The organism is Pseudomonadota bacterium, from assembly GCA_027624955.1.
Classification (GTDB): Bacteria; Pseudomonadota; Alphaproteobacteria; order UBA828; family UBA828; genus PTKB01.
Map to the genome: position 1 here is coordinate 58,922 of JAQBTG010000014.1, position 24,851 is coordinate 83,772.

Annotated in this window: 26 protein-coding genes and 1 pseudogene; 15 read left to right on the forward strand and 12 right to left on the reverse strand. The window is 58.8% G+C overall.

Annotation, left to right across the window (positions count from 1 at the left end; all coding sequences use genetic code 11):
* Positions 1-34 precede the first annotated feature (34 nt).
* Both trxA and O3A94_07385 read left to right on the forward strand, forming a co-directional pair.
* A complete protein-coding gene (gene trxA, locus O3A94_07380; protein MDA1356075.1) occupies positions 35-355 on the forward strand; it encodes a thioredoxin TrxA in 321 nt (106 codons plus the stop codon).
* Between the two features lie 123 nt (positions 356-478).
* Positions 479-1,246, forward strand: coding sequence for an SDR family NAD(P)-dependent oxidoreductase (locus O3A94_07385; GenBank protein ID MDA1356076.1), 768 nt, complete (start codon positions 479-481; stop codon positions 1,244-1,246).
* A gap of 61 nt (positions 1,247-1,307) precedes the next feature.
* Here the strand turns inward: O3A94_07385 and O3A94_07390 are convergent, their stop codons facing one another.
* Positions 1,308-2,432 (reverse strand): hypothetical protein, encoded by a 1,125-nt coding sequence (locus tag O3A94_07390; GenBank protein ID MDA1356077.1) that lies wholly within the window; start codon positions 2,430-2,432, stop codon positions 1,308-1,310.
* 188 nt (positions 2,433-2,620) lie between these two features.
* Between O3A94_07390 and O3A94_07395 the strand changes: the two genes are divergently transcribed.
* Both O3A94_07395 and O3A94_07400 read left to right on the forward strand, forming a co-directional pair.
* Positions 2,621-3,970: an aspartate aminotransferase family protein gene (locus tag O3A94_07395; GenBank protein MDA1356078.1), complete on the forward strand. Its 1,350-nt coding sequence runs from the start codon at positions 2,621-2,623 to the stop codon at positions 3,968-3,970.
* Positions 3,967-5,370, forward strand: coding sequence for an aminotransferase (locus tag O3A94_07400; GenBank protein MDA1356079.1), 1,404 nt, complete (start codon positions 3,967-3,969; stop codon positions 5,368-5,370). Before O3A94_07395 ends, O3A94_07400 begins: the two co-directional genes overlap by 4 nt.
* A 130-nt stretch (positions 5,371-5,500) precedes the next feature.
* On the opposite strand, the gene araD is transcribed toward O3A94_07400, so the two are convergent.
* The 3 genes from araD to O3A94_07415 are packed head-to-tail and all read right to left on the reverse strand — an operon-like array spanning position 5,501 to position 9,878.
* The gene (gene araD / locus O3A94_07405; GenBank protein ID MDA1356080.1) at positions 5,501-7,225 is read right to left on the reverse strand and encodes an L-arabinonate dehydratase; all 1,725 of its coding nucleotides are present in this window, start codon (positions 7,223-7,225) and stop codon (positions 5,501-5,503) included.
* 5 nt (positions 7,226-7,230) lie between these two features.
* Positions 7,231-8,157: an aminotransferase class IV gene (locus tag O3A94_07410; GenBank protein MDA1356081.1), complete on the reverse strand. Its 927-nt coding sequence runs from the start codon at positions 8,155-8,157 to the stop codon at positions 7,231-7,233.
* Between the two features lie 26 nt (positions 8,158-8,183).
* Positions 8,184-9,878, reverse strand: coding sequence for a hydantoinase B/oxoprolinase family protein (locus O3A94_07415; GenBank protein MDA1356082.1), 1,695 nt, complete (start codon positions 9,876-9,878; stop codon positions 8,184-8,186).
* 297 nt (positions 9,879-10,175) lie between these two features.
* Between O3A94_07415 and O3A94_07420 the strand changes: the two genes are divergently transcribed.
* Positions 10,176-10,919 (forward strand): SDR family oxidoreductase, encoded by a 744-nt coding sequence (locus O3A94_07420; GenBank protein MDA1356083.1) that lies wholly within the window; start codon positions 10,176-10,178, stop codon positions 10,917-10,919.
* A 12-nt stretch (positions 10,920-10,931) separates the two neighbouring features.
* On the opposite strand, the gene O3A94_07425 is transcribed toward O3A94_07420, so the two are convergent.
* Positions 10,932-11,762: a phytanoyl-CoA dioxygenase family protein gene (locus tag O3A94_07425; GenBank protein ID MDA1356084.1), complete on the reverse strand. Its 831-nt coding sequence runs from the start codon at positions 11,760-11,762 to the stop codon at positions 10,932-10,934.
* 158 nt (positions 11,763-11,920) lie between these two features.
* On the opposite strand from O3A94_07425, the gene O3A94_07430 reads away from it, so the two are divergent.
* From O3A94_07430 to O3A94_07450, 5 genes are read left to right on the forward strand one after another with little or no spacing between them, the layout of a single operon-like run.
* A complete protein-coding gene (locus O3A94_07430) occupies positions 11,921-12,814 on the forward strand; it encodes a DMT family transporter (protein MDA1356085.1) in 894 nt (297 codons plus the stop codon).
* Positions 12,815-12,834: 20 nt separating this feature from the next.
* A complete protein-coding gene (locus O3A94_07435; protein MDA1356086.1) occupies positions 12,835-14,025 on the forward strand; it encodes an amidase in 1,191 nt (396 codons plus the stop codon).
* A gap of 16 nt (positions 14,026-14,041) precedes the next feature.
* Positions 14,042-14,740: a hypothetical protein gene (locus tag O3A94_07440; protein MDA1356087.1), complete on the forward strand. Its 699-nt coding sequence runs from the start codon at positions 14,042-14,044 to the stop codon at positions 14,738-14,740.
* 13 nt (positions 14,741-14,753) lie between these two features.
* Positions 14,754-16,190, forward strand: a complete 1,437-nt coding sequence (locus O3A94_07445) for a bifunctional metallophosphatase/5'-nucleotidase (GenBank protein MDA1356088.1) — start codon at positions 14,754-14,756, stop codon at positions 16,188-16,190.
* The gene (locus O3A94_07450) at positions 16,187-16,360 is read left to right on the forward strand and encodes a hypothetical protein (protein MDA1356089.1); all 174 of its coding nucleotides are present in this window, start codon (positions 16,187-16,189) and stop codon (positions 16,358-16,360) included. Before O3A94_07445 ends, O3A94_07450 begins: the two co-directional genes overlap by 4 nt.
* 22 nt (positions 16,361-16,382) lie before the next feature.
* Here O3A94_07450 and O3A94_07455 read toward each other — a convergent pair whose 3' ends face one another.
* Positions 16,383-17,129 (reverse strand): hypothetical protein, encoded by a 747-nt coding sequence (locus O3A94_07455; protein ID MDA1356090.1) that lies wholly within the window; start codon positions 17,127-17,129, stop codon positions 16,383-16,385.
* Between the two features lie 171 nt (positions 17,130-17,300).
* On the opposite strand from O3A94_07455, the gene O3A94_07460 reads away from it, so the two are divergent.
* Positions 17,301-17,795, forward strand: a complete 495-nt coding sequence (locus tag O3A94_07460; GenBank protein ID MDA1356091.1) for a peptidylprolyl isomerase — start codon at positions 17,301-17,303, stop codon at positions 17,793-17,795.
* A gap of 29 nt (positions 17,796-17,824) precedes the next feature.
* On the opposite strand, the gene O3A94_07465 is transcribed toward O3A94_07460, so the two are convergent.
* A complete protein-coding gene (locus O3A94_07465) occupies positions 17,825-18,604 on the reverse strand; it encodes an SDR family oxidoreductase (protein ID MDA1356092.1) in 780 nt (259 codons plus the stop codon).
* 277 nt (positions 18,605-18,881) lie between these two features.
* Between O3A94_07465 and O3A94_07470 the strand changes: the two genes are divergently transcribed.
* Positions 18,882-19,259 (forward strand): hypothetical protein, encoded by a 378-nt coding sequence (locus O3A94_07470; protein ID MDA1356093.1) that lies wholly within the window; start codon positions 18,882-18,884, stop codon positions 19,257-19,259.
* Between the two features lie 477 nt (positions 19,260-19,736).
* Here the strand turns inward: O3A94_07470 and O3A94_07475 are convergent, their stop codons facing one another.
* The 5 genes and pseudogenes from O3A94_07475 to O3A94_07495 all read right to left on the reverse strand — a co-directional run bounded on the left by O3A94_07475 (position 19,737) and on the right by O3A94_07495 (position 23,065).
* Positions 19,737-21,254 carry an IS66 family transposase gene (locus tag O3A94_07475; protein ID MDA1356094.1) on the reverse strand — a complete coding sequence of 506 codons (1,518 nt, stop codon included), beginning with the start codon at positions 21,252-21,254 and terminating at the stop codon, positions 19,737-19,739.
* Between the two features lie 82 nt (positions 21,255-21,336).
* Positions 21,337-21,684: an IS66 family insertion sequence element accessory protein TnpB gene (gene tnpB / locus O3A94_07480; protein ID MDA1356095.1), complete on the reverse strand. Its 348-nt coding sequence runs from the start codon at positions 21,682-21,684 to the stop codon at positions 21,337-21,339.
* A gap of 242 nt (positions 21,685-21,926) precedes the next feature.
* A pseudogene (locus O3A94_07485) lies at positions 21,927-22,076 on the reverse strand (transposase).
* Between the two features lie 204 nt (positions 22,077-22,280).
* The gene (locus O3A94_07490; protein MDA1356096.1) at positions 22,281-22,781 is read right to left on the reverse strand and encodes a GNAT family N-acetyltransferase; all 501 of its coding nucleotides are present in this window, start codon (positions 22,779-22,781) and stop codon (positions 22,281-22,283) included.
* Positions 22,778-23,065 (reverse strand): DUF1778 domain-containing protein, encoded by a 288-nt coding sequence (locus O3A94_07495; GenBank protein MDA1356097.1) that lies wholly within the window; start codon positions 23,063-23,065, stop codon positions 22,778-22,780. Before O3A94_07495 ends, O3A94_07490 begins: the two co-directional genes overlap by 4 nt.
* Positions 23,066-23,133: 68 nt before the next feature.
* Between O3A94_07495 and O3A94_07500 the strand changes: the two genes are divergently transcribed.
* The 3 genes from O3A94_07500 (at position 23,134) to O3A94_07510 (ending at position 24,783) form a co-directional block, all read left to right on the forward strand.
* Positions 23,134-23,565: an acyl-CoA transferase gene (locus O3A94_07500; protein ID MDA1356098.1), complete on the forward strand. Its 432-nt coding sequence runs from the start codon at positions 23,134-23,136 to the stop codon at positions 23,563-23,565.
* The gene (locus tag O3A94_07505; protein MDA1356099.1) at positions 23,565-24,032 is read left to right on the forward strand and encodes a 3TM-type holin; all 468 of its coding nucleotides are present in this window, start codon (positions 23,565-23,567) and stop codon (positions 24,030-24,032) included. The genes O3A94_07500 and O3A94_07505 overlap by 1 nt, the downstream gene beginning before the upstream one ends.
* A gap of 208 nt (positions 24,033-24,240) precedes the next feature.
* The gene (locus tag O3A94_07510) at positions 24,241-24,783 is read left to right on the forward strand and encodes an invasion associated locus B family protein (GenBank protein ID MDA1356100.1); all 543 of its coding nucleotides are present in this window, start codon (positions 24,241-24,243) and stop codon (positions 24,781-24,783) included.
* The last annotated feature ends 68 nt before the right edge of the window (positions 24,784-24,851 follow it).

Consider the following 24,851-nt stretch of genomic DNA (forward strand, 5'->3'; position numbering starts at 1 on the left):
TAAATTGAATTTAACCCATTGGCAGGAGAAAATCATGACCGTTACCCATGTTACCGACGCCGAATTCGACGAAAAAGTACTGAAGGCGCCGGGGCTGGTATTGGTAGATTTTTGGGCCGAATGGTGCGGCCCGTGCAAGGCCATTGCGCCGGCCCTGGAAGAAATTTCCGAAGAGATGAGCGGCTCCGTCACCATCGCCAAAGTGGATGTTGACAGCAATCCTTCGACACCCGCCAAATACGGCGTGCGCGGCATTCCGACTCTGATCCTGTTCAAGGACGGTGAGGTTTCTTCGATGAAGGTCGGCGCCTTGCCAAAAGCCAAATTGGCCGAATGGGTGCGCGACGCGGTCTAATCGCCGGACCCTATTCTTTTAATTTAACGAGATTTTGCCCTAGATTTTTGGGGAGTGTGGTCGCTTGCGCGATTCTGGCGGTACCGTGAACCAGTATCGCTGCAGAGGGAGTAACAATTTGTGATGGCAGAGGAATTTTCCGGCCAGACCGTCATAGTTACCGGTGCGACAAAGGGCATTGGCCGCGCTATCGCTGCCGCTTTCGGCAAGGCTGGGGCCAATGTGCTGGCCACCGGGCGCAACAAGCAGGAACTCGATAGCGTTTGCCTAGAAATAGAACAGGCCGGGTCCCAGGCGGTTGCGCTGGTTGCCGATTTAGCGCTTGAAGAGAGCCCCCACATCATTGCCGCGCAGGCTCTAGAAGCCTTTGGCCGCATAGATGTGCTGATCAACAACGCCGCCATCATTCATGATTCTGCGACCTTGGTCGAATTCGACCCCGATCTCTGGAAGCTGGTTCTGCAGGTAAACCTTGTGGCGCCGGTATTCCTCACCCAAGCGGTGCTGCCGGATATGATCCAACGCGGCTCCGGAAAAGTCATCAATATCGCGAGCATTGGCGGGACAAGAGGCGGCGCCGGCCGCTCTGCCTACCGCGCCACCAAGGCAGGGCTGATCAACCTGACCGAAAGCGTTGCTGCCGAGGTCAAGGAGTTTGGTATCGACGTGACCTGCATTTGCCCGGGCGCGACAGACACCGAGGGCTTCAGGAGCGCCTTCGATCACCAGGGAAGGCAGCAGGACGCCAACCTGATGGTGCCCCATGAAATCGCTGAATTAGCGCTCTTCCTGGCGTCGGGGAAATCCTCTGCGATCACCGGAACCGCAATTCATGCGTTCGGCGCTACCAACCCTATTTTTCAATCGGGTGCGCAAAAAGGCAAAATTTAAGCACGCTACAGAAGTGCCGTTCGGCCAGCCGTGGCGCTACTGAGCGCCCATTACCGTGGCGTTACTGCACGCCCATGACGCTAATCTCACGCACCGCGAATTCTCCGCCGTTATTGATCAACGCAACGCCATTGAACGGGTCGCGGAAACTTTTGTCGCTGGCTTGCACCAGAGTTTTGCCATCCATCGAAACGCTCATTCCACCGGACTCGTCGCGGCTAAATAGGATGAGGTGGCGATATCCGTCTTCGAGCTTGATCGCTTGGTTGTGGCTGGCGAGGCGGCGCGAGCCACTGCTGCCAAAACGCAGCAATTCGAAGGACGGTGAAGCGCCCGCGTTATAAGCCAGACGATAGCCGGCGGTGCGCCCGAAGCCTTGGAAGACATCCATTTCGAAGCGGCCGTCGGCCTTGCTCGACAGCAAATCCAATTGAATGGAGAAGCTGTTGGAAATGTCCAGCCGGGTGTAGAGCTCGGCGCGGCCACTCTGCTGTGCGGCGGCTTTGGCGGCCTGCTCCTTGGCAATGACTTCCTGGGTGCGCTCAATCTCTTCGCCTACCGGAATGTTCGGCTTGCCGGAAAGAATCATCGATTGTACTAGCGTAAAACGGCCGGAATCGTCGCGAATTTCCTCTAATGCTGCAAGCCGGCCCTGCATCGGGCTTGGCCCATCCGCAGCTTTGATCGCGGCTTGCACACGCTCGATCTCTTCGCCAACCGGCACATAGGGTTTATTGGCGAGGGTTGCAGATTGCACTAGCGTGTAACGCCCCTTGTCGGCCTTTTTGGCTTCCAATTCCTTCAAGATTTTTGACAACATGTCAGCTTGCGAGGGCGGCGGCTTGTTCGCCAGACTTTTGAGACCACGTTTGCCGTCAATGGTGAACTTACCTTCGGCTTCCTGCCATAGCGGGTTGCGCGAAAAATTTCCATCGCCGAAATCATCATGCATCAAGGAGACAAGTTTTGGCCCCTGATAGTCCTCCAGGGCCTGGCGCAAATCGTCGAGGAATTTCGGGTCGGCAGCGCGGGCGCTATCCGCTTCGTCAATCAATCCGCTGATTTCCTTGACCAGCGCGTCGCCTTGGCCGGATGCGGCTTGCGCCTGATCCTTCCAGATCACCTGGCCGCCGGCGGCAAAACAGAAGGCCACCAACATGATGCCGAAAGTTTTTGCGCGTCTCATTTTTATGCTCCCTGTATGCTGCCGTTACGATAAGCCATTCGCTCTTGATGGCAACAGTGAGTTAACTTTTCCCGCTCTGCCCAGCTTACTCGCTTCGCCCGCTTTGCCATGGACGCCGGGTGATAGGTTATGGTGTGATCACAACTCTGCCAGGACGGCAGCTGGAAGCGAGCGACAAAGAGGCCTAAATGACTATGTTCTATCCCGATCTCACCTCGCGTTCCGCCGAGCTGAGCCGGCGCGCGACGAATGTTTATCCGGGCGGCACGACGCGTGGGCAAACCTATTACGCGCCCTATCCGATCTATGCGGCGCATGCCGAAGGTTGCCGCGTGACCGATGTCGATGGTGTCACGCGCATCGATTTTCTCAATAATTATACGGTCCAACTGTTTGGCCATTCGCACCCGGATATCGTTGCCGCGGTGCAGGCCCAGGCGGCGCGCGGCATGTGTTTCACCATGCCGTCCGAGCTTGATATTGAGCTTGCCGAGATGGTTCTCGCGCGCGCCGCCTCGTTCGATCATTTGCGCTTTACCAATACCGGCACCGAAGCCGTCATGCATGCTATCAAGGGCGCGCGCGCCTATACCGGCAAGCCAAAGATCGCGAAATGCGAAGGCGTCTACCACGGCGCCTATGATTACGCCGAAGTTAGCCTCGATTCCGACCCGCAAGTGTGGGGCCAGCAGCGGCCGCAATCCATCGGTCATACGCATGGCGTGCCAGAGGGTGTGACGCGCGATGTCGTTGTGTTGCCATTTAACGATGTGGCGGCGTCGAAGCGCATTCTTGAAGACAATGCCGATGCCCTCGCCGGAATCTTGCTCGATGCGGTACCGTCGCGCTGCGGCGGCATTCCGGTCAGCGCCGACTATATCAAGATGTTGAAATCCTTCACCCGCGCCCATGACGCGCTGTTGATCCTCGACGAAGTGGTAACGTGGCGCCTCGATTATGGCGGCGCCCAGACGCGCTATGGCATCGAGCCCGATATGACGACGATGGGCAAGGTGATCGGCGGTGGCATGCCGATCGGCATCGTGGCTGGGCGCGAGGATGTCATGCGGGTGTTCGATTCGAGCGCCGGTAAGGCACTATCTTCGCATTCGGGCACATTCGCCGGCAATCCGATTTCGATGGCGGCTGGGATCGCGGCGATGAAATTGCTGACGGTGGAAGCCACCGATCGTCTCAACCAGCTCGGCGAAAATGCCCGTGAAAGCCTACGCGAAGCGTTCCGCCTGGCTGATATGGACGGGCAAGTGACCGGCGAGGGGTCATTGATCCTGCTGCATTTCTCGACCGAGCCGCTCGGCGATTACCGCGCCACCTGGCGCGCCCATACCGAGCGCCGCGCCGAGATGATGGTAGATTTGTTTCGCCGCCTGTTAAATCGCGGCATTCTGTTCAGCACCTGGGGGTTGGGCTGTCTCTCCACCCCCATGGAGCAGGCCGAAATCGATCATCTGGCCGATGCGGTATTGGCCAGCCTGAGAGAGATGAAAGAAGAAAATAGAAAGGCTTTGATATCATGACCAGCACGGCCAATTCAGCCGGCGCCCGCGCCGTTGAGAATATCTTGCATGGCTATAGCAATCTTCTGGCCCTGGAAAAGACCCCACCGATTGTTGTCTCGGGCGGGCGCGGTGTGCATATTATCGACGAAGACGGCAAGGAATATATCGAAGGCGCCGCCGGAATGTGGTGCGCCTCGTTCGGCTTCAACGAGCCTGAACTGATCGATGCCGCGATCCAGCAATTCAAGAAGCTGCCCTATTATCACAGCCTGATAGACAAGACGACCGAGCCCATGGGCGAGTTGGCCGAGCGCCTGAAAGCGATAGCGCCGGTGCCGATGTCGAAAGTGTTCTTCGCCAATTCCGGCTCTGAGGCGAACGATACCGCCGTCAAGATGATCTATTACTACAACAATGCGCGCGGCCGCCCGGAGAAGAAGAAAATCATCGGGCGCCAGTTCGGCTTCCACGGCGTCACCATGGCGGCAGCCAGCATTACCGGCATCCCAGCCATGCATGCCGGCTTCGATCTGCCGCTGCCTAATTTCATGCACACCGAGTTTCCGCATTATTACCGCTACGGCCTGGACGGTGAATCGGAGGAACAGTTCGCCACCCGCCTGGCCGACAGCCTGGAAGCCATGATCCTCGAAGCGGGGCCGGAGACGGTCGCCGCTTTCTTCGCCGAGCCGGTGATGGGCGGTGGCGGTTGCGTCCCGCCGCCGGCGACCTATTTCGAGAAAATGCAGGCGGTGCTCAACAAATATGACGTGCTCATGGTCGCCGATGAGGTGATCACCGGGTTCGGCCGCACCGGCAATATGTTCGGCTCTGATACCTACAACATCAAACCCGACATTATGACCCTGGCGAAAGGGCTATCCGGTGCCTATCAGCCGATCTCGGCGGTTATGGTCACCGAGGATATCTACCGGGTGCTGCGCGATGAGAGCAACAAGATCGGCTTTTTCGGCCACGCCTTTACCACCACCGGCCATCCGGTGGCGGTCGCCGTCGCCAACCGCGCCCAGCAGCTCATGCAGGAGCGCGATATCGTCGGCCATGTCCGGCGAGTTGCACCGGCCTTGCAAAACGGCCTGGGGGCCTTTTCGGATCATCCGCTGGTTGGCAATGTGCGCGGCGTCGGCTTGATGGCGGCGATAGAATTGGTCGCCGACAAGCCCAGCAAACGCTCCTTCGATCCGGCCTTCAAGGTGAAGGATTTCCTCCGCATGCGCGCCCAGGAGCATGGCTTGATCATCCGCTCTGCGCTCTCCGGCGACAGCGTCGCGTTCTCGCCGCCCCTGATCATCACAGAGGACGAAATCGGCGAAATGATGCGGCGCTTTACGCTGGCGCTCGACGACACCACCCGCTGGATCGACGAAAACGGCTTCAGAGATAAAAAACCCGACTGAGCGGGATTATTCTTGAGCGAGATTATCCTAGAGCATGTCAGGTTCGCTTGCGCTCACCCGGCACGCTCTATCTCTTTACAATTGAAGCAAATGCGTCGTCGCAGGTGATTCCACCTGCTCGGGATTTGCTCTAGTGTGATTCTCTCGGCACCGCAGCGCCACGCTGGCCGACGAGGAAATCGAGATCGACGCCTTCATCGGCCTGTAACACATGGTCGAAATAGAGCCGCTGATAGCCGCCGGTCATGGGCGGCTCGGGCGCCGACCAGGCTTCACGCCGGCGCGCCAGTTCTTCGTCGGAAACGTCAAGATGGAGGCGCCGCCCGGCAACGTCGAGGGTAATCATATCACCGTCTTGAACCAGCGCCAGCGGCCCACCGGCCGCCGCCTCCGGCGCGGTGTGCAGCACCACGGTGCCGTACGCCGTGCCCGACATGCGCGCATCCGAGACCCGCACCATGTCCTTGATCCCCTTTGCCAATATTTTCGATGGCAGGCTCATATTGCCGACCTCGGCCATGCCGGGATAGCCCTTCGGCCCGCAATTCTTCAGCACCAGCACGCAGGTTTCATCGACATCGAGATCGGGGTCATCGATGCGCGCCTTGTAGTGATCGATATCCTCGAACACCACGGCGCGCCCGGTATGCTGCATCAGTTCCGGCGTCGCGGCGGAAGGCTTCAGCACCGCGCCGCGCGGCGCCAAATTGCCGCGCAATACGGCGATGCCGCCATTTTCTGTCAGCGGATTGTCGAGGCTGCGGATCACGTCACTATTGTGGCACGGCGCGTCTGCGCTGTTCTCCCACAGCGTGCGGCCATTCACCGTGAGCGCATCCTTGTGGATGAAATCGCCGAGCGCTCGAATCACCGCCGGCAGCCCGCCGGCATAATAGAAATCCTCCATCAGAAACCGTCCCGACGGCATGAGATCGACGATGGTCGGAATATCGCGCCCAAGACTGTCCCAATCGTCGAGCCCGAATTCCACGCCGATGCGGCCGGCGATGGCGATCAGATGCACCACCGCATTGGTCGAGCCGCCGATCGCGCCGTTGATGCGCACCGCATTTTCAAATGCCTGGCGCGTCAGAATTTGGCTGATGCGAAGGTCCTCGTGCACCATGTCGACGATGCGCCGCCCGGCCTGTTGCGCCAACACGTTGCGCCGAGAATCAACCGCCGGAATGGCGGCATTATGTGGCAACGCCATGCCGAGTGCTTCGGCCATGCTGGCCATGGTCGAGGCTGTGCCCATGGTCATGCAATGGCCGGGGCTGCGCGACATGCCGGCTTCGGCATCCATGAAATCAGCGAGCGACATCTCGCCCGCCTTCACCGCTTCCGAATAGCGGAACACATCGGTGCCCGAGCCAACCTGTTTGCCGGCAACGCGCCCGCTCAGCATCGGCCCGCCCGAGACCACCAGGGTCGGTAGATCGCAGCTTGCCGCGCCCATCAGCAGTGCCGGCGTGGTCTTGTCGCAGCCGACCAGGAGGATGACGCCGTCTATCGGATTGGCGCGGATCGATTCCTCGGTATCCATACTGGCGAGGTTGCGGAACAGCATCGCGGTCGGGCGCAGGTTGGATTCGCCGAGCGACATCACCGGAAATTCCAACGGCAGGCCGCCAGCCTCATACACGCCGCGTTTCACCCGCTCGGCCAAGCCACGGAAATGCGCGTTGCATGGCGTCAGTTCCGAGAACGTGTTGCAAATGCCGATCACCGGGCGGCCGTCAAACGAATCCGCCGGAATGCCCTGGTTCTTCATCCAGCTACGATGCAGGAAGCCGTCTTTGTCGGCCTTGCCGAACCAGGCCTGTGAGCGCAGCGGGGCCTTCTTGCTTGCCATGCGCGTCAATCCAGATGCTTGAGATATTGGCCGACGAAATCATGATCGACGAATTTAATGTAGTCGTCGGTCAGGCGCTTGGTGATCGGGCCGGGGATCGTGCCATCGCCCACTTGGATGCCGTTAAAGCTCTGCACGGGCACGATACAAAAGCTGGTCGAGGTGATGAACGCCTCATCTGCCGTATAGGCGTCATAGAGATCAAGGCCGGTGCGCACCACTTTGATGCCCGCGGCCTCGGCCAGATCAATCGCCGTTTGGCGGCTCACCCCGCACAGCACATAGCGGTCTTCGGGCGTATAGATTACACCGTCATCGACCAGGAATATGTTTGAGCCCACGCCCTCACAAAGATTGCCGTTCACGTCGAGCAAGATCGCCCAGGCGTTGGCGTTCAGCCGACGCACTTCGTCATGGGCGATCATCAAATTCATGTAATTATGGGTCTTGGCCCTGGGCGTCAGCGAATCGGGCGAGGTGCGGCGCAGCGACGGTATCTGTACTTCCATGCCGTCGCGGAAATAATGCGCCCGCGCCTTGAACGGCAGCGGCGTACATTCGACGATCACCGTGGCGCCAGAAGTTTCGTGAATGTCACCGCCCACTGGCTCGACGCCGCGCGACACGCGCTGACCGACCCAATAATCCTCGCCTTCATTGAGCAGATGGAGATTGCGCGCCAACACCTCCTCGCTAATTTCCTTCATTTTTTCGATGCTCATGCCGGGGTCCATCTGAAGATATTTGAGCGATTTATAAAATCGCTTCAGATGCTCATCGAGCTTGAAAATGCGATGGCCAAACGTGCGCGTCATATCGAACGCACCATCGCCATATTTGAAGCTGCGATCGCGGAACGAGACCATGGCGCGGCTTTCCGGCACGATCTCTCCGTTGATGTAGACGACCCGTTCGTTGGCCAAGTCCGTCATGTCATATTCCTCTGCGGGTTTTCCGTTTAATCCAACTTGACGCCGTAGTCGCGGCGCGCACCTTCTGGCGTGATATAGCCTTCACGTAAATCTTCCTCAATCATTTCGGGCAGCCGGTCCTCGGGCGGGCCATAGCCGCCGCCGCCTGACACACTAAGACGCACCCGGTCGCCTGGCTTGAGGGTGATATTGGAATATTTGCTGCTCGACACCTTGCCATACGCCTCTGTCACCGGGCGCCAATCCGTCCGATCCTTATTCTGGATCAGCGTCGCGCCGTTGCCGCCCTCCTTGCCGCCGAATAGCGCCCAGGTTTTGATCCGGTGGCGGTCGGTGCATTGGCTCGCAGTGATATCGGTGGTCGTCGCCCGCAACGTCTTGTGATAGCCGAGGCCGCCGCGATAGGCACCAGCGCCGCCTGAATCCGGCGTCATGACGAAATCCTCGACATGGAAGGGAAAGCGCGTCTCGAACACTTCGACCGGATTAAAGCGGCAATTTCCATTGATGGCGATGACGCAATCATTGCCGTCGGCATAGCTGCGCCCGCCCCAGCCGCCGGACATCAAATCATAGCAGGCAAAATATTCGTCATGCTCGGGGTGGAAGCCGCCAAACACGAAATTTCCTCCCGTGCCGCTTTCCGACGCCATGGCGCGCTCCGGCATGCATTGCGCCAGCGCGCCGATGACGATTGCCGCCAAGCGCGGATGGGTCTCCGTGTTGCCGGCAACTTCGGGCGCCGGATAATCGACGTTGGTCACCGTGCCGGGTTTGGCGACGATGCGGATCGGGCGGAAGCAGCCGCCATTCTTCGGGATCGATGGATCGGTCATATGGAACATAGCGTTATACGTCGCGCTCCAGGTGACACCGAGCGTGGCATTGATTGGCCCGCGTGCCTGAGCGGCACTGCCGCTGAAATCAGCCACCACCTCATCGCCCTGCACAAAGACATCGACATGTAGCAGATAGGGTTTGTCCTCAATGCCGTCATTCTCGACGCTGTCTTCGAAGCTGTAATGGCCATCCGGAAAGGCGGATATTTCGGCGCGCATGCGACGCTCGGAATATTCCATCAAATCATGGCATGTCGCCTTGAAGGTTTCTTCGCCGTATTTTGCCAGCAGCTCCGTCACGCGCCGCTCGCCAAGGTCCAACACGCCGATCATTGCGCGCAGGTCGCCATAATTGTGCCGCGGCGTGCGCACATTGGCCAGCATCAGCTTCCACACCGCATCGACATCCTTGCCGGCCTTTTTTATTTTGACCGGCGGCACTCTTAGGCCCTCATGGAAAATCTCCGTCGCCTCGCCAGCGAAGCCGCCCGGCACCATGCCGCCGACTTCTGCGATATGGCCGATACACACGAGATATCCGAGCGCCTTGCCGTTGTGGAAAAACGGTTTGAACAATGTGTGCTCCGGCACATGCAACCCGCCCCGATAGGGATCGTTATGAATAATGACATCGCCTTCATCGAGCGTATTGATGGGAAATTCCTGAGCGCAGGTTTTGATCAGCAGCGGCATACCACCGATCTGCGCTGGGCAGAATTCGGCCACCGCGATCATGTCGCCGTTGGTATCGGCGAGCGCACAGGTAAAATCCAAACCCTCGTTAAAGATCGTCGAATATGAGGTTTTCATCAGCGAGATGCCCATCTCGCGGCAGATCGACACCATGGTGGAATCGAGAATGTTCATCGTCACCATGTCCATGGCTAGATCCTTTTTGTAATGCCCCTCAAACGCCGGGCGGCGGCATCCGCCCGCTTATTTGTTGTTCCCTTAAGCGCCGGGCGGACGCCTCCGCGTCCTTGGCTTGGGGCTACCTCGTATTAACTCGGGCGCGTGGTCACGCTTTCAGAATGCATTACGCATTCTGGTTGGTGGTTCCTTCTGACAAATCTGAGATGCCATGTTTGAGATGCCATGTTATGGAGGCCCATCCGCCTGTGCAACGCGGATATGGGGCGCTTTTGCGCCGGCGGTCCTAAAAAAAGAAAAGAGTGAGTCATGAGCGAACGATTATTGGGCAAAACCGCTTTGGTCACTGCCGCCGGTCAGGGCATCGGGCGGGCCACGGCACTTGCGTTCGCGCGCGAGGGGGCAACCGTGTGGGCCACCGACATCAATGATGAAACGCTCGCCACCCTTGGCGGGGAGGCACCCGGAATCGTCACCCGGCGCCTGGATGTGACCGATGCCGACGCCATTGCCGCGATCATGGCGGAGGCCGGCGCGTTCTCTATTCTGTTCAATTGCGCCGGTTATGTTCACCACGGCACCATTTTGGATTGCTCAGAAGCGGATTGGGACTTCTCCTTTGATATCAATGTGCGCTCGATGTACCGCATCATCCGCGCAGCGCTGCCGGCGATGATCGACAATGGCGGCGGCTCTATCGTCAACGTCGCCTCCGTCGCCTCCAACGTGAAAGGCGTGCCCAACCGCTTTCTCTATGGTGCCACCAAAGCCGCCGTGATCGGCCTGACCAAAGCCGTGGCAGCGGATTTCGTCGGCCAGGGCATCCGCTGCAATGCGATTTGCCCGGGCACCGTGCAAACGCCGTCGCTCGACGAACGCATCAATGCCTTCGACGACCCAAAAGCCGCGCGCGCCGCCTTCATCGCCCGCCAGCCGATGGGCCGCCTTGGCACGTCGGAAGAAATCGCGGCCTTGGCTGTCTATCTCGCCTCGGATGAATCGGCCTATACCACCGGCACGCAAGCCGTCATCGACGGCGGCATGACGGTTTAGGCGCGTGCTTGCTTACGCGTGCCCGATAGAAAAGTCGTTGCCGCCATGGCGGTCATTGCCACGCGCCAGCCAGATCGGCCGTTCGGCGAAATTGGCGTAGCGCGGATCGCCGTCTCCGGCACTTCTGCCACCGCCGCGGTCGAATAGCGCCGTCGCCGGCATGTAGCGGATGGCGAGCCCGGCGCGGCGCCGGCCCGATCGATTTGGTGCCGAGCCATGTGCGAGATAAATATCGTGCAGTGAAAACTGCCCCGGCTCCAGCTCGATACTCACCGCCCGCTCGGCGTTGAATTGGTCCGCGTCGAGCACTTCGTATAGCGCCAACGCCGGGTCTGTATCTTCGTGATGGCGAAACAGGGTGCGTTCCGCGTGCGAGCCGGGAATCACGCGCATGCAGCCATTCTCTCTGTCCGCCTTGTCGATCGCCAACCAGATGGTGCAAGTCGCGAGCGGACGGAACGGCCAGAAATGCCCATCCTGGTGCCACGGAACCTCGCGGCCCGTGGCGCCGAGTTTGCAAAACAGGTGGCAACCCCAAAGGATGATATCCGGGCCGATGACCTGCTCGACCAAGCCGAGCAGCGCCACATCGAGGGCAAGGTCGAGAAAGGCCTGATGGCCGCGCCGGTTCTCCGCCTTGTTGTCGACGATATGGACGGACATCAGTGATTCGGGCGGCACATGCGGATTGGCTTCGAGTAAATAGCTAACCGCCTCGTCGAGCACCGCCATCTGTTCCGCGCCCATGTGAAGGGCAGGGATGACATAGCCGTCGCGGTGATAGGCGCTGATCTCGTCCGCAGTGAGAAGGCTTCCGCCAGTCATCGGCGTCGATGAATTCATCTGCTGATTCGTCTCCATCCCTTTTCACCGGTGCGGCGATTTAATCACCCGCCGCTCACCCGTGCAATTGGACCGCAGTTTGCGAGTGCGACGGCGGCTTGAATCGGGTTCAATGAATGCCGCCGCAACCGCCGCAAGGAACGCAGGTCTCCGCCATTATGACATCACCCCCCACCGCGGGCGGCGGATCCCAGCTTCGCGCCATTTTCTATATGTGCCTGGCGACAGTGCTGTTGTTTCCGATGCTCAACGCCACGGTAAAATATCTCGGCCCCGATTATTCCGTGTGGCAGATCATCTGGGTGCGCTCGATCATGCATATCGTCGTCATGTTGGCGTTGTGCGCGCCGGGGTACGGTTTGGTGCGCATCTTCACCACCACCCGGCCGCTTCTGCAATTGACCCGTTCGGCGCTACAGGTCGGCGCCATGTTCTTTTTTATGACCGCGCTCCAGGTGCTGCCGCTCGCCACCGTCACGTCGATCACCTTTACCGCCGCTTTCATGGTGGTGATGTTCTCCATCCCCCTGCTCGGCGAGCGCGTTGGCATTCGGCGCTGGATCGCGGTGCTGGTTGGCTTCGGCGGCGCCATGGTAATTATTCGGCCCGGCGGCGACATCGCGGCGGTACCCAGTTTGATGGCGCTCGGTGCGGCATTCTGCTACGCCATTTTTCAGATATTAACGCGCAAGCTCGCGCCGCACGACGATAGCCGCACCACCGCAGTCTACACCGTGGTGGTCACGCTGACCGTCTCGTCGGCGATTGCGCCGTTTGGGTTTACCTTTCCCGAAGACAGCGCCACCTGGCTGTTGTTCCTGGCGCTCGGCGTGTTCGGCGGGATTTCGCATTTCTTTCTGATCAAGGCCTATGAGACCGGTCAGGCTTCGGTGCTGTCGCCCTTCGATTACGGGCAGCTTGTCGGCGCAACGCTGCTGGGCTATCTCATCTGGGGTGATTTTCCCGACGGCTGGACGTGGGTCGGGGTGGCTATCATTATCACCTCGGGCGTCTATATTGCCCACCGCGAAGCGCGGCGGAAGTTGTCATAAGAGGAAGCGGAACCTCGGCCATGAAAACGGATGTTTTGCACGAACCCCTCGGCGCTTTTTGCCGCGAAACCCATGTGGCGCTTAACGGCGCCAAGTCGGGGCCGCTAAGTGGCCTCGATTTTGGCGCCAAAGACGTGTTCGACGTCGCCGGCCATAAGAGCGCCTGCGGCAGCCCCGATTGGCTCGCCAGCCATGCGCCGGCCGAGACAACGGCGTCCACCCTGCAAACCTTGTTGGATGCCGGCGCCGATCTCATCGGCAAGACCCACACCGACGAAATCACCTATAGCCTGATGGGCGAAAACGCGCATTACGGCACGCCGGTCAATGTCAACGCGGTGGGCCGTATTCCCGGGGGCTCGTCGAGCGGCTCGGCGGCGGCGGTGGCCGGCAGTCTCGTCGATTTCGCCGTCGGTACGGATTGCGGCGGCTCGGTGCGCTTGCCGGCATCTTTTTGTGGCATTTATGGCTTTCGCCCAAGCCATGGTCGCATCGCGCTCGACGGCTGCATGCCGTTGGCATCGAGCTTCGACACCTTCGGCTGGTTCGCGCGCGATGCGGGAACGCTGGCGCGCGTCGGTGAGGTGCTGCTTGAGGAAACGCCGCGTGCCATGCGCCCGAAACAGCTGCTCATCGCAACCGATGGCTTCGAGTCCGCCGGACCCGATGTGGCGGCGGCGCTCACCGGTGCAGTGGATCGGGTGCGGACGTTGATCGGCAATGATCAGCCGGCGGTCATCGCTGGCGACGGGCTCGCCGCTTGTTTCGCGATCTTTCGCACACTGCAAGGTGCGGAGATCTGGGCCAACCATAAGGAATGGGTCGAACGCACGCGGCCGAGCTTCGGCCCCGGTGTCCGCGAGCGTTTCGCATGGGCGTCGACGGTATCCGAAGCTGATGTGGCGATGGCCAAGAAACGCCGCGAATTGTTTTCCGAGCGGGTATACAATTTGCTGTCCGATGGCTCGGTGTTGTGCCTGCCGACGTCGCCCGGCATCGCGCCGAAGCGCGGCGCCGCGGGGGCCGAGTTGGATGATTTCAGGGGTCGGGCGATGGCTCTTTTATGTGCCGCTGGCCTGGCAGGATTGCCGCAAATATCGCTGCCGCTGGCCAGCCTCGATAATTGCCCCCTCGGGCTGTCGCTCGTGGGGCGTCGCGGCTCTGATATGGAACTGCTCACACTGGCCGAGGATTTGGCCGCCGAACTCTGATTGGGAGATAATATTAATGCTCGAAACACCGCCGATTCTGACCATCCAGCGCAATTTCGCGCGCCCCGATCCCGCTAAGGTCGCGAAGCTGGTGGGCGCGCTCACCGGAAATATCGCTGATTGCCTAGGCGGGCGCGGTGCGCTCGATCCGGTCATTAAGCCGATACCGGATTCACCGGCTGGCATGCGGGCTGTCGTCGGCCCGGCGTTTCCTTGTCTAAATGCGCCTTCGGATCAGCTCGGCGCCATGGCGGCGCTGGCCCACGCCCAACCCGGCGATGTGATTGTTGCCGCGACGGAGGCGTACACCGGCACTGCCGTGGTCGGCGATTTAATGCTCGGCATGGCGCGCAACCGCGGTGTCATCGGCTTGGTGACGGACGGCGCGGTGCGTGATCTCGGCGGTATCTTCAAGGTCGGCCTGCCGGTGTTTTGCGCCGCCGTTAATCCCGATTCGCCGTCGCGCACCGGTCCCGGCAGCGCCGGCCTGGCGGTCCATATCGGCGGCACCACCGTCCATCCCGGCGATATCGTCGTCGCCGATAGCGATGGCGTGGTGATCGTGCCGATGGCCTTGCTCGATATGGTTATCGAAAAGCTCCGGCAGGTGCTCGTTGCCGAAGCGGAAATGGAAGCCAAAGTGGAGGGCGGCCTCAAAATACCTGATTCTTGGAGCGCCCTGTTCGCCTCCGACCAAGTGCGCTATCTGGATTAAACGCTTGCGCCGAATGTGTCGATCCTGGGGAGTCGCGCTGGCGCTAGGTGTGCTGGCGCTGTGTGTGTTTGCGCTCGCCGCGCCGGCATTCTCTGGAGAGTTGAAATTAACCATATTGCACACTAATGACGTGCATAGTCGCCTCGCCGCAACACCCCCCTTCGGCTCTGCATGCAATGCCCAACATATCAGTGAAAACAAATGCTTAGGCGGCGCCGCGCGCCACGCCAGTGCGATAAATTCGATCCGCGCTGAAGGCGGCAATGTGGTGCTGCTCGATGCCGGCGACCAGTTCCAGGGAACGCTATTTTTCACCTACTATAGCGGCCAAGCCGCCGCCCAAGTGATGAACCGTCTCGGCTATGACGCCATGGCGGTCGGCAATCACGAATTCGACAACGGCCCCGCAACCCTGGCCCGCTTCGCCGGGCGCATCGACTTCCCTTTGCTGGCAGCCAACATGGATGTCTCCGCCGATACCCAACTCGCCGGACGCGTCGCTCCCTGGACGGTGCTCGAGTTTGGCGGCGAGAAGTTAGGCGTGATCGGCCTGATCACCGAGGAGACGCCGAGCATTTCCAGCCCCGGCCGCCATATTCAGTTTGCCGATTTGACCGAATCCCTAAAAGAAGCGGTGGCTGCCTTGCAGCGCATGGGAATCGACAAGATCATTGCCCTTGGCCATGTTGGCTATTGGCGCGATATGGATTTGGCGCGCGCCGTTGACGGCATCGACATCATCGTTGGCGGCCATTCGCATACTTATTTGTCGAGCGACGACCCAACCGCCGCCGGGCCCTATCCGACTCTGGTGACATCACCCGGCGGCGAAACGGTGCTGGTCGTCCAGGCCTATCAATGGAGCCGATATCTCGGCCGGCTGGATGTCTCCTTCGACGCCGTTGGGCGGCTCAGCGCCTGGCACGGCGCGCCGATTCTGATGGACAACAATATCCCGGAGGAGCCCAGCGTCGCCGCCCTGGTGGCCAAGCTGAATGAGCCGTTACACGAAATCAGAAACGAAGTGGTCGGCGCCTCTGCCAGAGCGCTTAGCAACGAAACCTGTCGCAACGGCGAATGCGCGCTCGGCAATATGCTGGCCGATATCATGCTGTGGCGCACCGCCAGTGAAGGCAGCGAGATAGCCATCGCGAATGGCGGTGGCATTCGCGCCGGAGTGCCGGCCGGAGCGGTTACCCGGGGCGATGTCTTGCAGGTTCTCCCCTTTGGCAACACGCTGGCCACGTTCGGGTTGCGCGGCCGCGATGTGGTGAAGGCGCTGGAGATAGGCCTATCACGGCCCGGCAGCGGCGCCTTTCCGCAAGTGGCGGGTTTGCGCTTCGTTGGGACCCGTCGCGCTTGGCGGGCGATCGGGTGCGCCAGGCCGAAATCCGTGGCGCCGACGGCACCTATGCGCCGCTCGACCAAACCCGGATTTACCGCGTGGTGAGCAATAATTTTCTGCGCCGTGGCGGCGACGGTTACGTAGTGCTGCGCGACAATGCGATAGAAGCTTATGATTTCGGCCCGGTGCTCGCTGATTCGGCGGTGGCCTATCTTAATGCGCGTTCCCCCGTCGCCCCTAAATTAGAAGGCAGAATCTCGCGCGCAGACGAATAAGGTTGATCGCGGATTTGTCGTTCTATTTGGCGGCAAGGCTTTTTAAGAGCGCCGTTGCTTCGCCGCGCAATACTTCGCCGAAAGCGCTCTGCACCGGTATGGCCAGGGCGGTGTCGAGCTGTTCCCGGGCGAGCGCCGCATTGCTCTCACTGTCCAGTTCTAGAATGGCTCTCGCGAACTCGATGCGAATTTGCGCATCTGCCGGCGAAATCCGTAACGCCTCGGCGTAATGGGCGAAGACTTCTTCCTCTTCGGCGCCGTAAATCATGCGCCCAAGAAGGCCTGAATTATTGATAATCGCTGCGTGCCAATTGGCCAGAAGCATATGTGCCGAGGCATTGTCTGGCTCCAACGCCAACGCTGCGTCGATTTGATCGCGCACTTTGCTCGCCAGGCCTTCGCTGATCGCTTCCACGACGCCAATCTGCTGTGAATAGCGCCCCAGCGCATGGGCGTTCTGCACGCGTACAAAGGCGTTGTTGGGGTCGAGTTCCAGCGCCGCCGCCGCCATTTCAATGGCGCCTTCAAAGAGCGCCAGCCGCTCCTCTTCGGGCGCTAGATAATGGCCGTAATAGCACGTAATTTGCGTCGCCAGCGCCAGGCCGTCGGCATTGCCCGCGGCACGCGCCTTGTCCGCTGCTGGCAAATATTCTCCGGACGTAAAGAGGGCCCGTGCGTCGCCGAGCATATTCTCATTGTCGGCGCGCGCGACTGTTGCCGCGGAGATAAATAAGGCCATAATTGCAGCGGCGAGAAGAACTGAGCGCATGGCGCCATCGTAGCAGGAATTGCCAATGTGGCGAGTAAGTATGCGCAGGTTCAGATTGAAATGGTGACAATCACCCTCTTGTGCAGCGTTGCCAGAGGGACGCCGTCGAGGAGAGAATAAATGTGGTTTTTGGTGCGCTGGTTGGTGATAGCCGGAATAGGAATAGGAATTATGACGTCTAACGCAAACGCTCGTGATCTTGAAAATACGATTTATCTCGATCTAAAGGATGGTCGCGTGGTGATTGAGCTCCGCCCTGACCTTGCGCCGAACCATGTGGCGCGGATCAAAGAGCTGACCCGGGAAGGCTTTTACGATGGTTTGAAGTTTCACCGTGTGATTGACGGCTTCATGGCGCAAACCGGCGATCCAGACGGGCGGGGAACCGGCGGCTCTGGCAAAAATATTAAGGCCGAATTCTCCTCAGAAACCCATGTGCGCGGCACCGTTTCGATGGCGCGTTCGCAACAGCCCGACAGTGCCGATAGCCAATTTTTCATTGTCTTCGCGCCGTCAAAATGGCTGGACGGGCAATATACCGTTTGGGGCCAGGTGAGCGAAGGCATGGATTTCGTCGATAAGATCAAGAAGGGCAAAGGTGACAGCGGCGGGGTGAAGGATCCCGACGTTATCGTCCGTATGCAGGTCGCCGCCGACGCGGAATAGCGGCCGGGCGCTGCCAAAAGACCGACCGGCTAGAACGCGCCCGGAAAACGACCACCGTCGATCACCAGATTCTGTCCCGTGATATAGCCGGCGCTCGCCGCGCATAGAAAGGCGCAGGCTTCTCCAAACTCTTCCGGGTCGCCGAAGCGCTTGGCGGGGACCACCTCGGCGCGTTCGGCGATGGCTTCCTCTCGGCTCAAGCCACGCTCGTCCATGGCCTGCTTCAGCGCCGCGTTGTGCCGATCTGTCAGGAAGAAACCCGGCAGAATATTGTTTATCGTGACATTGTGCGCGGCCACTTTTGGCGCCACGCCGGCCAGGAACGAGGTGAGGCCGGCACGCGCCGCACTTGACAGATCGAGCCCGGGAATCGGCATCACCACTGAAATCGAGGTGATATTGACGATGCGCCCGAATTTGCGTTCGGCCATGCCGTCGATAATTTTTTGAATCAATTCTATTGGTGTGATCATGTTCATGATGACGCCGTCAACCATGGCTTCGCGGTCAAGTTCGCGGAAATCCTTGAACGGCGGCCCGCCATTGTTGTTGACCAAAATATCTGGATTTGGACAGGCATCGAGAAGCGCGCGCTGTCCCTCCAGCGTGCTGATATCGGCGCGCACCGCGGTGACAGAAACATCAGAAAGATTTTTTATGTCGCGCGCAGTAGCCGCGAGCGCGTCCTCATCACGCCCGTTGATCACCACGGAAACGCCGTTTCGTGCCAAGGAAATGGCACAGGCGCGCCCCAGCCCCTTGCTCGATGCGCAGACGATCGCCTGCTTGCCTTTGATGCCGAGATCCATGTGTTCACCCTATAGGTTAATGTTGATCAGGGGCCAAGGCACTGTGATCGCCGCACGGACGGCGCGCTCCGGATCACAATCATGCGTGACCGGCGCGCGAAAGACGCACATCACGGAATCGCCGATATGCTTGTCGACCGCTCTTTTTGTGGCCTTTGTGTTGGCGACAGGCCTCTTGAACACATCATGTAGGATCATTTAGTGCGTGACTAGCCCTGAGATTTACGGTGGGATCGCTGTGAGTTTAGGACGCGCAATTGAAGGCGGAGAGAGAAATATGATGCGGAGTTATGCAGCGGTTCTTTTAGTATTGGTGTTGTGCTTTGGCCTGAGCGCGGCGCTCTGGGCCGGGGAAGCTGATGTGCTCAACGCCGAGGCGCAGCGGAGCGCGGACGGCACATTTCGCTTTAGCGTCACGCTTCAGCATGACGATAGCGGCTGGGATCACTACGCAGATCGTTGGGAAGTGCTGGCCCCGAACGGCACACTGTTGGCGGAGCGGGTGCTGCTGCATCCGCATGTCGGGGAGCAGCCATTTACGCGCAGCCTGTCAGGTGTCGAAATTTCGCCGACGATTAGGGAAGTCATTATCCGGGGCGGCGATTCGGAGCATGGATTTGGCGGCGCCGAACTGCATTTGGCGCTGCCTGAATAGCAGCGTGAGATTAGGCGTCTTGGCGAAACCCGAGAACGGGAAAGCGTGCCGGTCCGTCGCCAGCCGGCTCGCAATGTCGCCAATGGTCGACAATTCGTTGTGCTCGCGAGCGCGACAAGGCGTCGAACAACACTGAGGCTGGTGCCAGGCAGACTTCGTCCAATGTGGGTGCGCAGCAAAGCGTCAACGCCTCGAATGCGTTTCGCGTCAAACCAAGGGACCGGCACAATATCGCAAGTGCAGCGGTGTCGGGTGCGGCCAGAAAGCGCGAGACAAGAGATTCGGGAAGCGCCGACAGGCTTGCTAAATAGCCGCTGAGCGGTCGCACGGCATCGGCTTCGAAGATGGTGCATGTCTGAGCGAGGAGGTCGAATTCGCGAGATCCGCTGAGGCCCACCCAAGGAGGGCGGTGCGTCGGCTGTTGGATCGAAAGTAACCGTCCGGCGACGCCGCCCTACCCCAGGACGGAGGTCCCTGTTACGCTGATGCTTCAGCGTAACGCCACGGCATGAGATCGTCGAGTTTGGTGATTTTATGCTCGGCGATGCGGCCCAGAACATCGGTCAACCAGGCTTGCGGATCAACACCGTTGAGTTTCGCCGTTTCGATCAACGTGTAGGCGATGGCGGCTGATTTGCCGCCGCCCTCGGACCCCATGAAGAGATAATTCTTACGACCCAAAGCGATGGGCCGCATGGACCGCTCGGCGGTGTTGTTGTCCAATTCCAGAAAGCCGTGATCGAGCCACGGGCGCAGCTTCTTCATGCGTGTCAGGGCATAGCGAATAGCACCGGCCAGCGGGGATTTGCCGGATATCCGGGTCAGTTGGGCGTGCAGCCATGCTTCCAGGTCGTCGAAGATGGCTTTGGATCTGGACTGCCTGGCCTTCACCCGTTGGTCGGGCGGTTGGCCCCGGACTTCCTTTTCCACGCCATAGAGTTTGGCGATACGTTTTATGGCCTCTTCGGCAATGGCCGATCCCTGGGCTTTGTGAATATCGACGAACTTACGGCGGATATGAGCCATGCAGGCGACTTCGGTAACTTTGCCCGTGCGGTAGAGGTCATTGAACCCGGCATAGCCGTCGGCATGCATGAAGCCCTCGTAGGCGGCCAGATGTTCGCTTGGGCGAACACCCTTTCTGTCCGGCGAGAACCGATACCATGCGGCGGGATGGGCTTCTCTGCCCCAGGGCCGTTCATCGCGGACATAGGCCCAAAGCCGGGCGGTCTTGGTTTTGCCAGAACCCGGAGCCAGTAACTTCACCGGCGTATCATCGGCGAAGAGAGCCTGGCCCTTCTGAACATGGCTCCCAATGGCCTCCGCTAAACGCTCAAGCAGCGCGGTGGATTTACCAACCCAGTCGGCCAGGGTGGAGCGATCCAGATCAACGCCATCGCGATTGTATATCTGACTTTGCCGGTACAACGGTAAGTGATCGCCATATTTGGAAACCAACACATGAGCCAGAAGACCCGGACCCGGACGGCCCCGCTCGATGGGCCGCCACGGCAGAGCCGCTTGATGGAAGGCCTCACAGCAGGTGCAGGCCATGCGCGGACGTACGATCCGGTTCACGACAAAGCGTCCGGGGATATATTCTAATTCCTCCGTGACATCTTCCCCAAGTGTCTTTAGCGAACCGCCGCAGTCCCCACAGCAATCGCCCGGTGACAGTGTTGTCTCGTTGCGCGGGAGATGACCGGGCAGCGGCTTACGCCGGGGCTTGCCCTTTGGCGCTACCTCCTGATCGGTATCGGCGTCGTCTGGCTCGGGGTCTTGCGCGGAGGCGGCAATCTCTTCGTCTTCCAGCGTTAATGCCAATTGGTCCAGGGCCTCGGAGCTCGACCCGAAGCGATGCTGGCGCATCCCGGCCAATTGATGCCTGAGCTTCTCAATCAACAACGCCTGGAACTTCACTTCCGAGGCCAGCGAGGTCACCAAACCCTTCAAGGCGGCAGGTTCATTGGGGAGGTTTTGGGCGTTGTCGAGCATACCTGTAATCTATCAGGTGCGGTCTCGCATTGGAATCCCAAGACACTGATAAACCTTTGCCGTGACACGATTTTACGCATCATTACCCCGCCGTCAGGGGGCGCCACGTTCGTTGCGGCATGCGCCAGTCGATCCCTTCCAACAGCATCGCCAATTGCGCGCTCCCGATCACAAGTTTGCCGTCCGACGGCGACGGCCACACGAACCGGCCACGCTCCAGGCGTTTGCTGAACAAACACGCCCCCTGGCCATCCCACCAGATCACCTTAATCAGATCCCCCCGGCGGCCCCGGAACACAAACAGGTGGCCGGAATACGGATCGCGATCAAGCACCGTCTCGGCCAGCGCCGAAAGACCCGCGAACCCCTTGCGCATGTCCGTGACACCGCACGCCAACCAGACCTTTGTCGATGCCGGAACCGGGATCATGAAGCCAAACCCCGTACAAGACGGCAGAGCGCATCGGGATCATATGCGCCGCTTACGTTGATGCGATGGCCCGTGGGTAGAACAATCTCGACCTGTGATTCAGACGCCCCAGAGCTAATGACCGGCGTCTCAATAATCGGAGCGTCGATGACAGGCAGATCAATGACAGCCTTCGATGCGACCACCTCTACCAGAAGAAATGATGCGTTGAGTTCTTCTTCCGGCGGCGGATTGAAACGTGGCTCACGGAGCCATTTGAAAACCAGATTAGCATTCACATCGTAGCGACGGGCAACCTGTGAAACCGAAACACCTGGAACCCGCGTCTGCGTTACAATCCGGATCTTCTCAACGTCTTCCCACCGCCGACGAATTCGTCGCTTCTTCAGCATCCGTAAATCCACTTGGTGTCCACCAACGATAGTGGACACTATCACCCACCATCAGGCAGAAACCTTCGCAGAAATCGACGCCGTCAAATAGGGCGGGTTCCCCGGACGCTTACGGTGCGGCTCAAGAAACGGCTGGATGTGATGCGGGAAGCCAAGCGTTGGGAACGGCAACTGCCGAGGCTGATTGAGCAGCAAATGATGCGGTCAGATGGACTTTAGCGGTAAAAACAGACGATTTGTGGCTGTGCTTAATTTAGTGAAGCCGAAACCTTGGTAAAACGCTTCAGCGTCTGCGTTCAAGGCGTCGACAACCATGGCGTAAACAGCGATCTCATCACTAAGGGCAAGTGTTCGTTTTATGGCGTCGGCTAAGAGGACCTTTCCAAAGCCTGCGCCCTGAGATTTTGTGCTGACCGCTAGTCGACCGATCAACGCAGCCGGGACGGGGTGCTTGGGTAGTCTTTTGGCAATGTCACTTGGCAGAGAAGAAAGATCAATCGAAAGGGCGCTTAGTGTGTAATAGCCGAGAACCGTTTGGTCGTCTGCTACGGAGCGAAGGACAAAAATTCTGGCAATGCGTCTCTTGGTATCTTGAGAAGCCTGTCGATGGAGATAGGTGTCGAGTTCATCGGTGCCACAAGAAAAAGCCGCTCGGTTATGTTTTTTCCCAAGCGGCTCAATCACCAAGTCTGGCTTATCCGTCATTTAGAAACAACGCGCTGATCATGCTCATTAAGAGCCGCGAACAGTTTGGTGTTGAATTTGACCGGTTTAGATAACGCATTAAAGAAAGTCTCAGCATCCCGCTTGCTGAGGGTCATGGTTTCATGCTCATGGATTGTCTGTTCTGCAGACGCCAGAGCGCTTGCGAGAATAAATTTACTAACCGTTTTGCCCTCAAATGAGGCCGCGCGCTCAATGGTGTGTTTGGCATCATCATTGAGACGCAGGTTAACGCGTTGGGTTTTTGAAATCGCTGTTGCCGTCATGGCTTTGATCCTTTTCTTGCTAATTCTATTTGTACGTCAAAACGGTGCCTTTTTCAAGGAATTTATAAATGAGCAGAACAGAACGGATTCTTGAGGCTATCAAAACTCTGCTCATAACCGTGCCGAACGCCAAGATCGAGCGCAACACTGCCGTACCAGAGAAAATCCCAACCGGCGGCTTGATTGTGCTGCGCGATGGCGATCCGGGTGAACCCGAGACCGCGCTTGGGGGCTTTGGCGTTGTTTACTACAGCCACGGCATCGAGATCGAACTCTACATTGAAGATGGCAACGCAACAGCCCGCGATGCAGCCTTTGATGGCTTAGTACAGGCGATCGGCACCGCTCTGGAGGCTGAGCCCACCCTCGGCGGTCTTGCTTTCGGTATGACCTATGGCCGCCCGGAAATTAATACCGAAGCGGTGGCAGGAGCCCCGGCCATCAAGTCCGGTGTGATGACCGTAACCGTCGAATACGAAACAACCAGCCCATTGGGTTAATTCCTTGGGCTGAGCGCAACTCAACAACAGGAGACGTTTATGTCGCGAGCCTATGGTTCGAGCGCAACACTGCTGCTCAAACGAGAAACCACCTACGGCACACCGTCGCCAATATCATCGACCGCTTCGTTGAGACCGACGATGAAAAGAAAGCTGCGGAGATCATTAAGGCCAAGATGATGATGCAGTCAAGTCTGGCTCAGATCGAACTTAACAAGATCGAGGCTGGCCACCGCTCCATCTTCGTCGCGGGCTGGCGACCCTTTATTGGCTGGGTCTGTGGCTTCGCGTTGCTGTGGCACTTCATCCTGTTTGACCTGCTGACCTGGATCTCGGTCAATTTCTTCCCCCATACGACAGAATTGCCAAAGTTGTCGGGGACGGAAACACTGGTTACCGTTTTTTTGTCGCTGCTTGGCCTTGGGGCAATGCGGACGGCGGAGAAATTTGGGAGGAGGGCGAAGTAGCCGGGTTGGGCCTGTTTTGCCTTTGCGATTAGCGTTTTGGCTCTAATGTCTTGAAATATTACGTTAACTCAATCCAATTCATCCAGAACCATTACACCTGAGCCATTACAGTTGCGAAAAAGCGCAAATTCAGCTATGCATTCCACAAATCTTGGGCCATTTTGCAACAGGCTCTTGAGTTACACGTTTGAAAATGTATGGGTTTACGATGAAGATTTTGTCTAAGGGTGGCGTTCGGGCTGTTGGCATCGCTGCACTCATGGGGGTGTTTATGTCTGTTTTCGGGCATGTGCCTGCGGCACACGCACAGGAAGCGCCGATTTGGCAGAAGGTGTGTGGCGATGAAAAGAAAGCCGAGACCTGCCGGATTGTGCAGCAGCACTTTATGAATAAGGTGGTCGACGGAAAAACGCAGACCATTGGCCGGGTCGTTGCACTGACGGTCATTTATGTAGAGAATCAAAAGACGAAAAAACGCAGCCCCTACCTAAGTGTGGACATGCCCTTGGGCGTTGACCTGCGTCCGGGGGCCGTCTTGCGAGTGGATAAGGGTGCAGAGATTCCCGTTGCATACCTGCAATGCACACAAGCCGGCTGTGCGGGAAGTCTTCCGTTGACGGCGCCAATATTGGAAACCTTTACAAAAGGAGTCACAATAAAGGTTGGTTTTAGGCCCTGGGGGACTGAGCAGGTCAGTGTCGTCGAGGCAAGCCTTAAAGGGTTCAGCGCAGCTTTTAAAGGCATAAAGTAGACTGAATGGCGTATGGGGGGTGTGGCGAAAAAGTCACACATTTAAAGTAAGTGTGTCATAACGGAAAT

Bases quoted from the DNA above. Each gene is read 5' to 3' on its own strand.
- araD (MDA1356080.1), bottom strand. From the start codon at position 7,225: ATGGCAAGCAAGAAGGCCCCGCTGCGCTCACAGGCCTGGTTCGGCAAG.
- O3A94_07465 (MDA1356092.1), bottom strand. From the start codon at position 18,604: ATGGATCTCGGCATCAAAGGCAAGCAGGCGATCGTCTGCGCATCGAGC.
- O3A94_07470 (MDA1356093.1), top strand. From the start codon at position 18,882: ATGATGCGGAGTTATGCAGCGGTTCTTTTAGTATTGGTGTTGTGCTTT.
- O3A94_07475 (MDA1356094.1), bottom strand. From the start codon at position 21,254: ATGCTCGACAACGCCCAAAACCTCCCCAATGAACCTGCCGCCTTGAAG.
- O3A94_07455 (MDA1356090.1), bottom strand. From the start codon at position 17,129: ATGCGCTCAGTTCTTCTCGCCGCTGCAATTATGGCCTTATTTATCTCC.
- O3A94_07420 (MDA1356083.1), top strand. From the start codon at position 10,176: ATGAGCGAACGATTATTGGGCAAAACCGCTTTGGTCACTGCCGCCGGT.
- O3A94_07390 (MDA1356077.1), bottom strand. From the start codon at position 2,432: ATGAGACGCGCAAAAACTTTCGGCATCATGTTGGTGGCCTTCTGTTTT.
- tnpB (MDA1356095.1), bottom strand. From the start codon at position 21,684: ATGATCCCGGTTCCGGCATCGACAAAGGTCTGGTTGGCGTGCGGTGTC.
- O3A94_07395 (MDA1356078.1), top strand. From the start codon at position 2,621: ATGACTATGTTCTATCCCGATCTCACCTCGCGTTCCGCCGAGCTGAGC.
- O3A94_07445 (MDA1356088.1), top strand. From the start codon at position 14,754: ATGTGTCGATCCTGGGGAGTCGCGCTGGCGCTAGGTGTGCTGGCGCTG.
- O3A94_07435 (MDA1356086.1), top strand. From the start codon at position 12,835: ATGAAAACGGATGTTTTGCACGAACCCCTCGGCGCTTTTTGCCGCGAA.
- O3A94_07510 (MDA1356100.1), top strand. From the start codon at position 24,241: ATGAAGATTTTGTCTAAGGGTGGCGTTCGGGCTGTTGGCATCGCTGCA.
- O3A94_07440 (MDA1356087.1), top strand. From the start codon at position 14,042: ATGCTCGAAACACCGCCGATTCTGACCATCCAGCGCAATTTCGCGCGC.
- O3A94_07430 (MDA1356085.1), top strand. From the start codon at position 11,921: ATGACATCACCCCCCACCGCGGGCGGCGGATCCCAGCTTCGCGCCATT.
- O3A94_07385 (MDA1356076.1), top strand. From the start codon at position 479: ATGGCAGAGGAATTTTCCGGCCAGACCGTCATAGTTACCGGTGCGACA.
- O3A94_07460 (MDA1356091.1), top strand. From the start codon at position 17,301: ATGACGTCTAACGCAAACGCTCGTGATCTTGAAAATACGATTTATCTC.
- O3A94_07410 (MDA1356081.1), bottom strand. From the start codon at position 8,157: ATGACGGACTTGGCCAACGAACGGGTCGTCTACATCAACGGAGAGATC.
- O3A94_07425 (MDA1356084.1), bottom strand. From the start codon at position 11,762: ATGAATTCATCGACGCCGATGACTGGCGGAAGCCTTCTCACTGCGGAC.
- O3A94_07490 (MDA1356096.1), bottom strand. From the start codon at position 22,781: ATGACGGATAAGCCAGACTTGGTGATTGAGCCGCTTGGGAAAAAACAT.
- trxA (MDA1356075.1), top strand. From the start codon at position 35: ATGACCGTTACCCATGTTACCGACGCCGAATTCGACGAAAAAGTACTG.
- O3A94_07500 (MDA1356098.1), top strand. From the start codon at position 23,134: ATGAGCAGAACAGAACGGATTCTTGAGGCTATCAAAACTCTGCTCATA.
- O3A94_07400 (MDA1356079.1), top strand. From the start codon at position 3,967: ATGACCAGCACGGCCAATTCAGCCGGCGCCCGCGCCGTTGAGAATATC.
- O3A94_07415 (MDA1356082.1), bottom strand. From the start codon at position 9,878: ATGGACATGGTGACGATGAACATTCTCGATTCCACCATGGTGTCGATC.
- O3A94_07495 (MDA1356097.1), bottom strand. From the start codon at position 23,065: ATGACGGCAACAGCGATTTCAAAAACCCAACGCGTTAACCTGCGTCTC.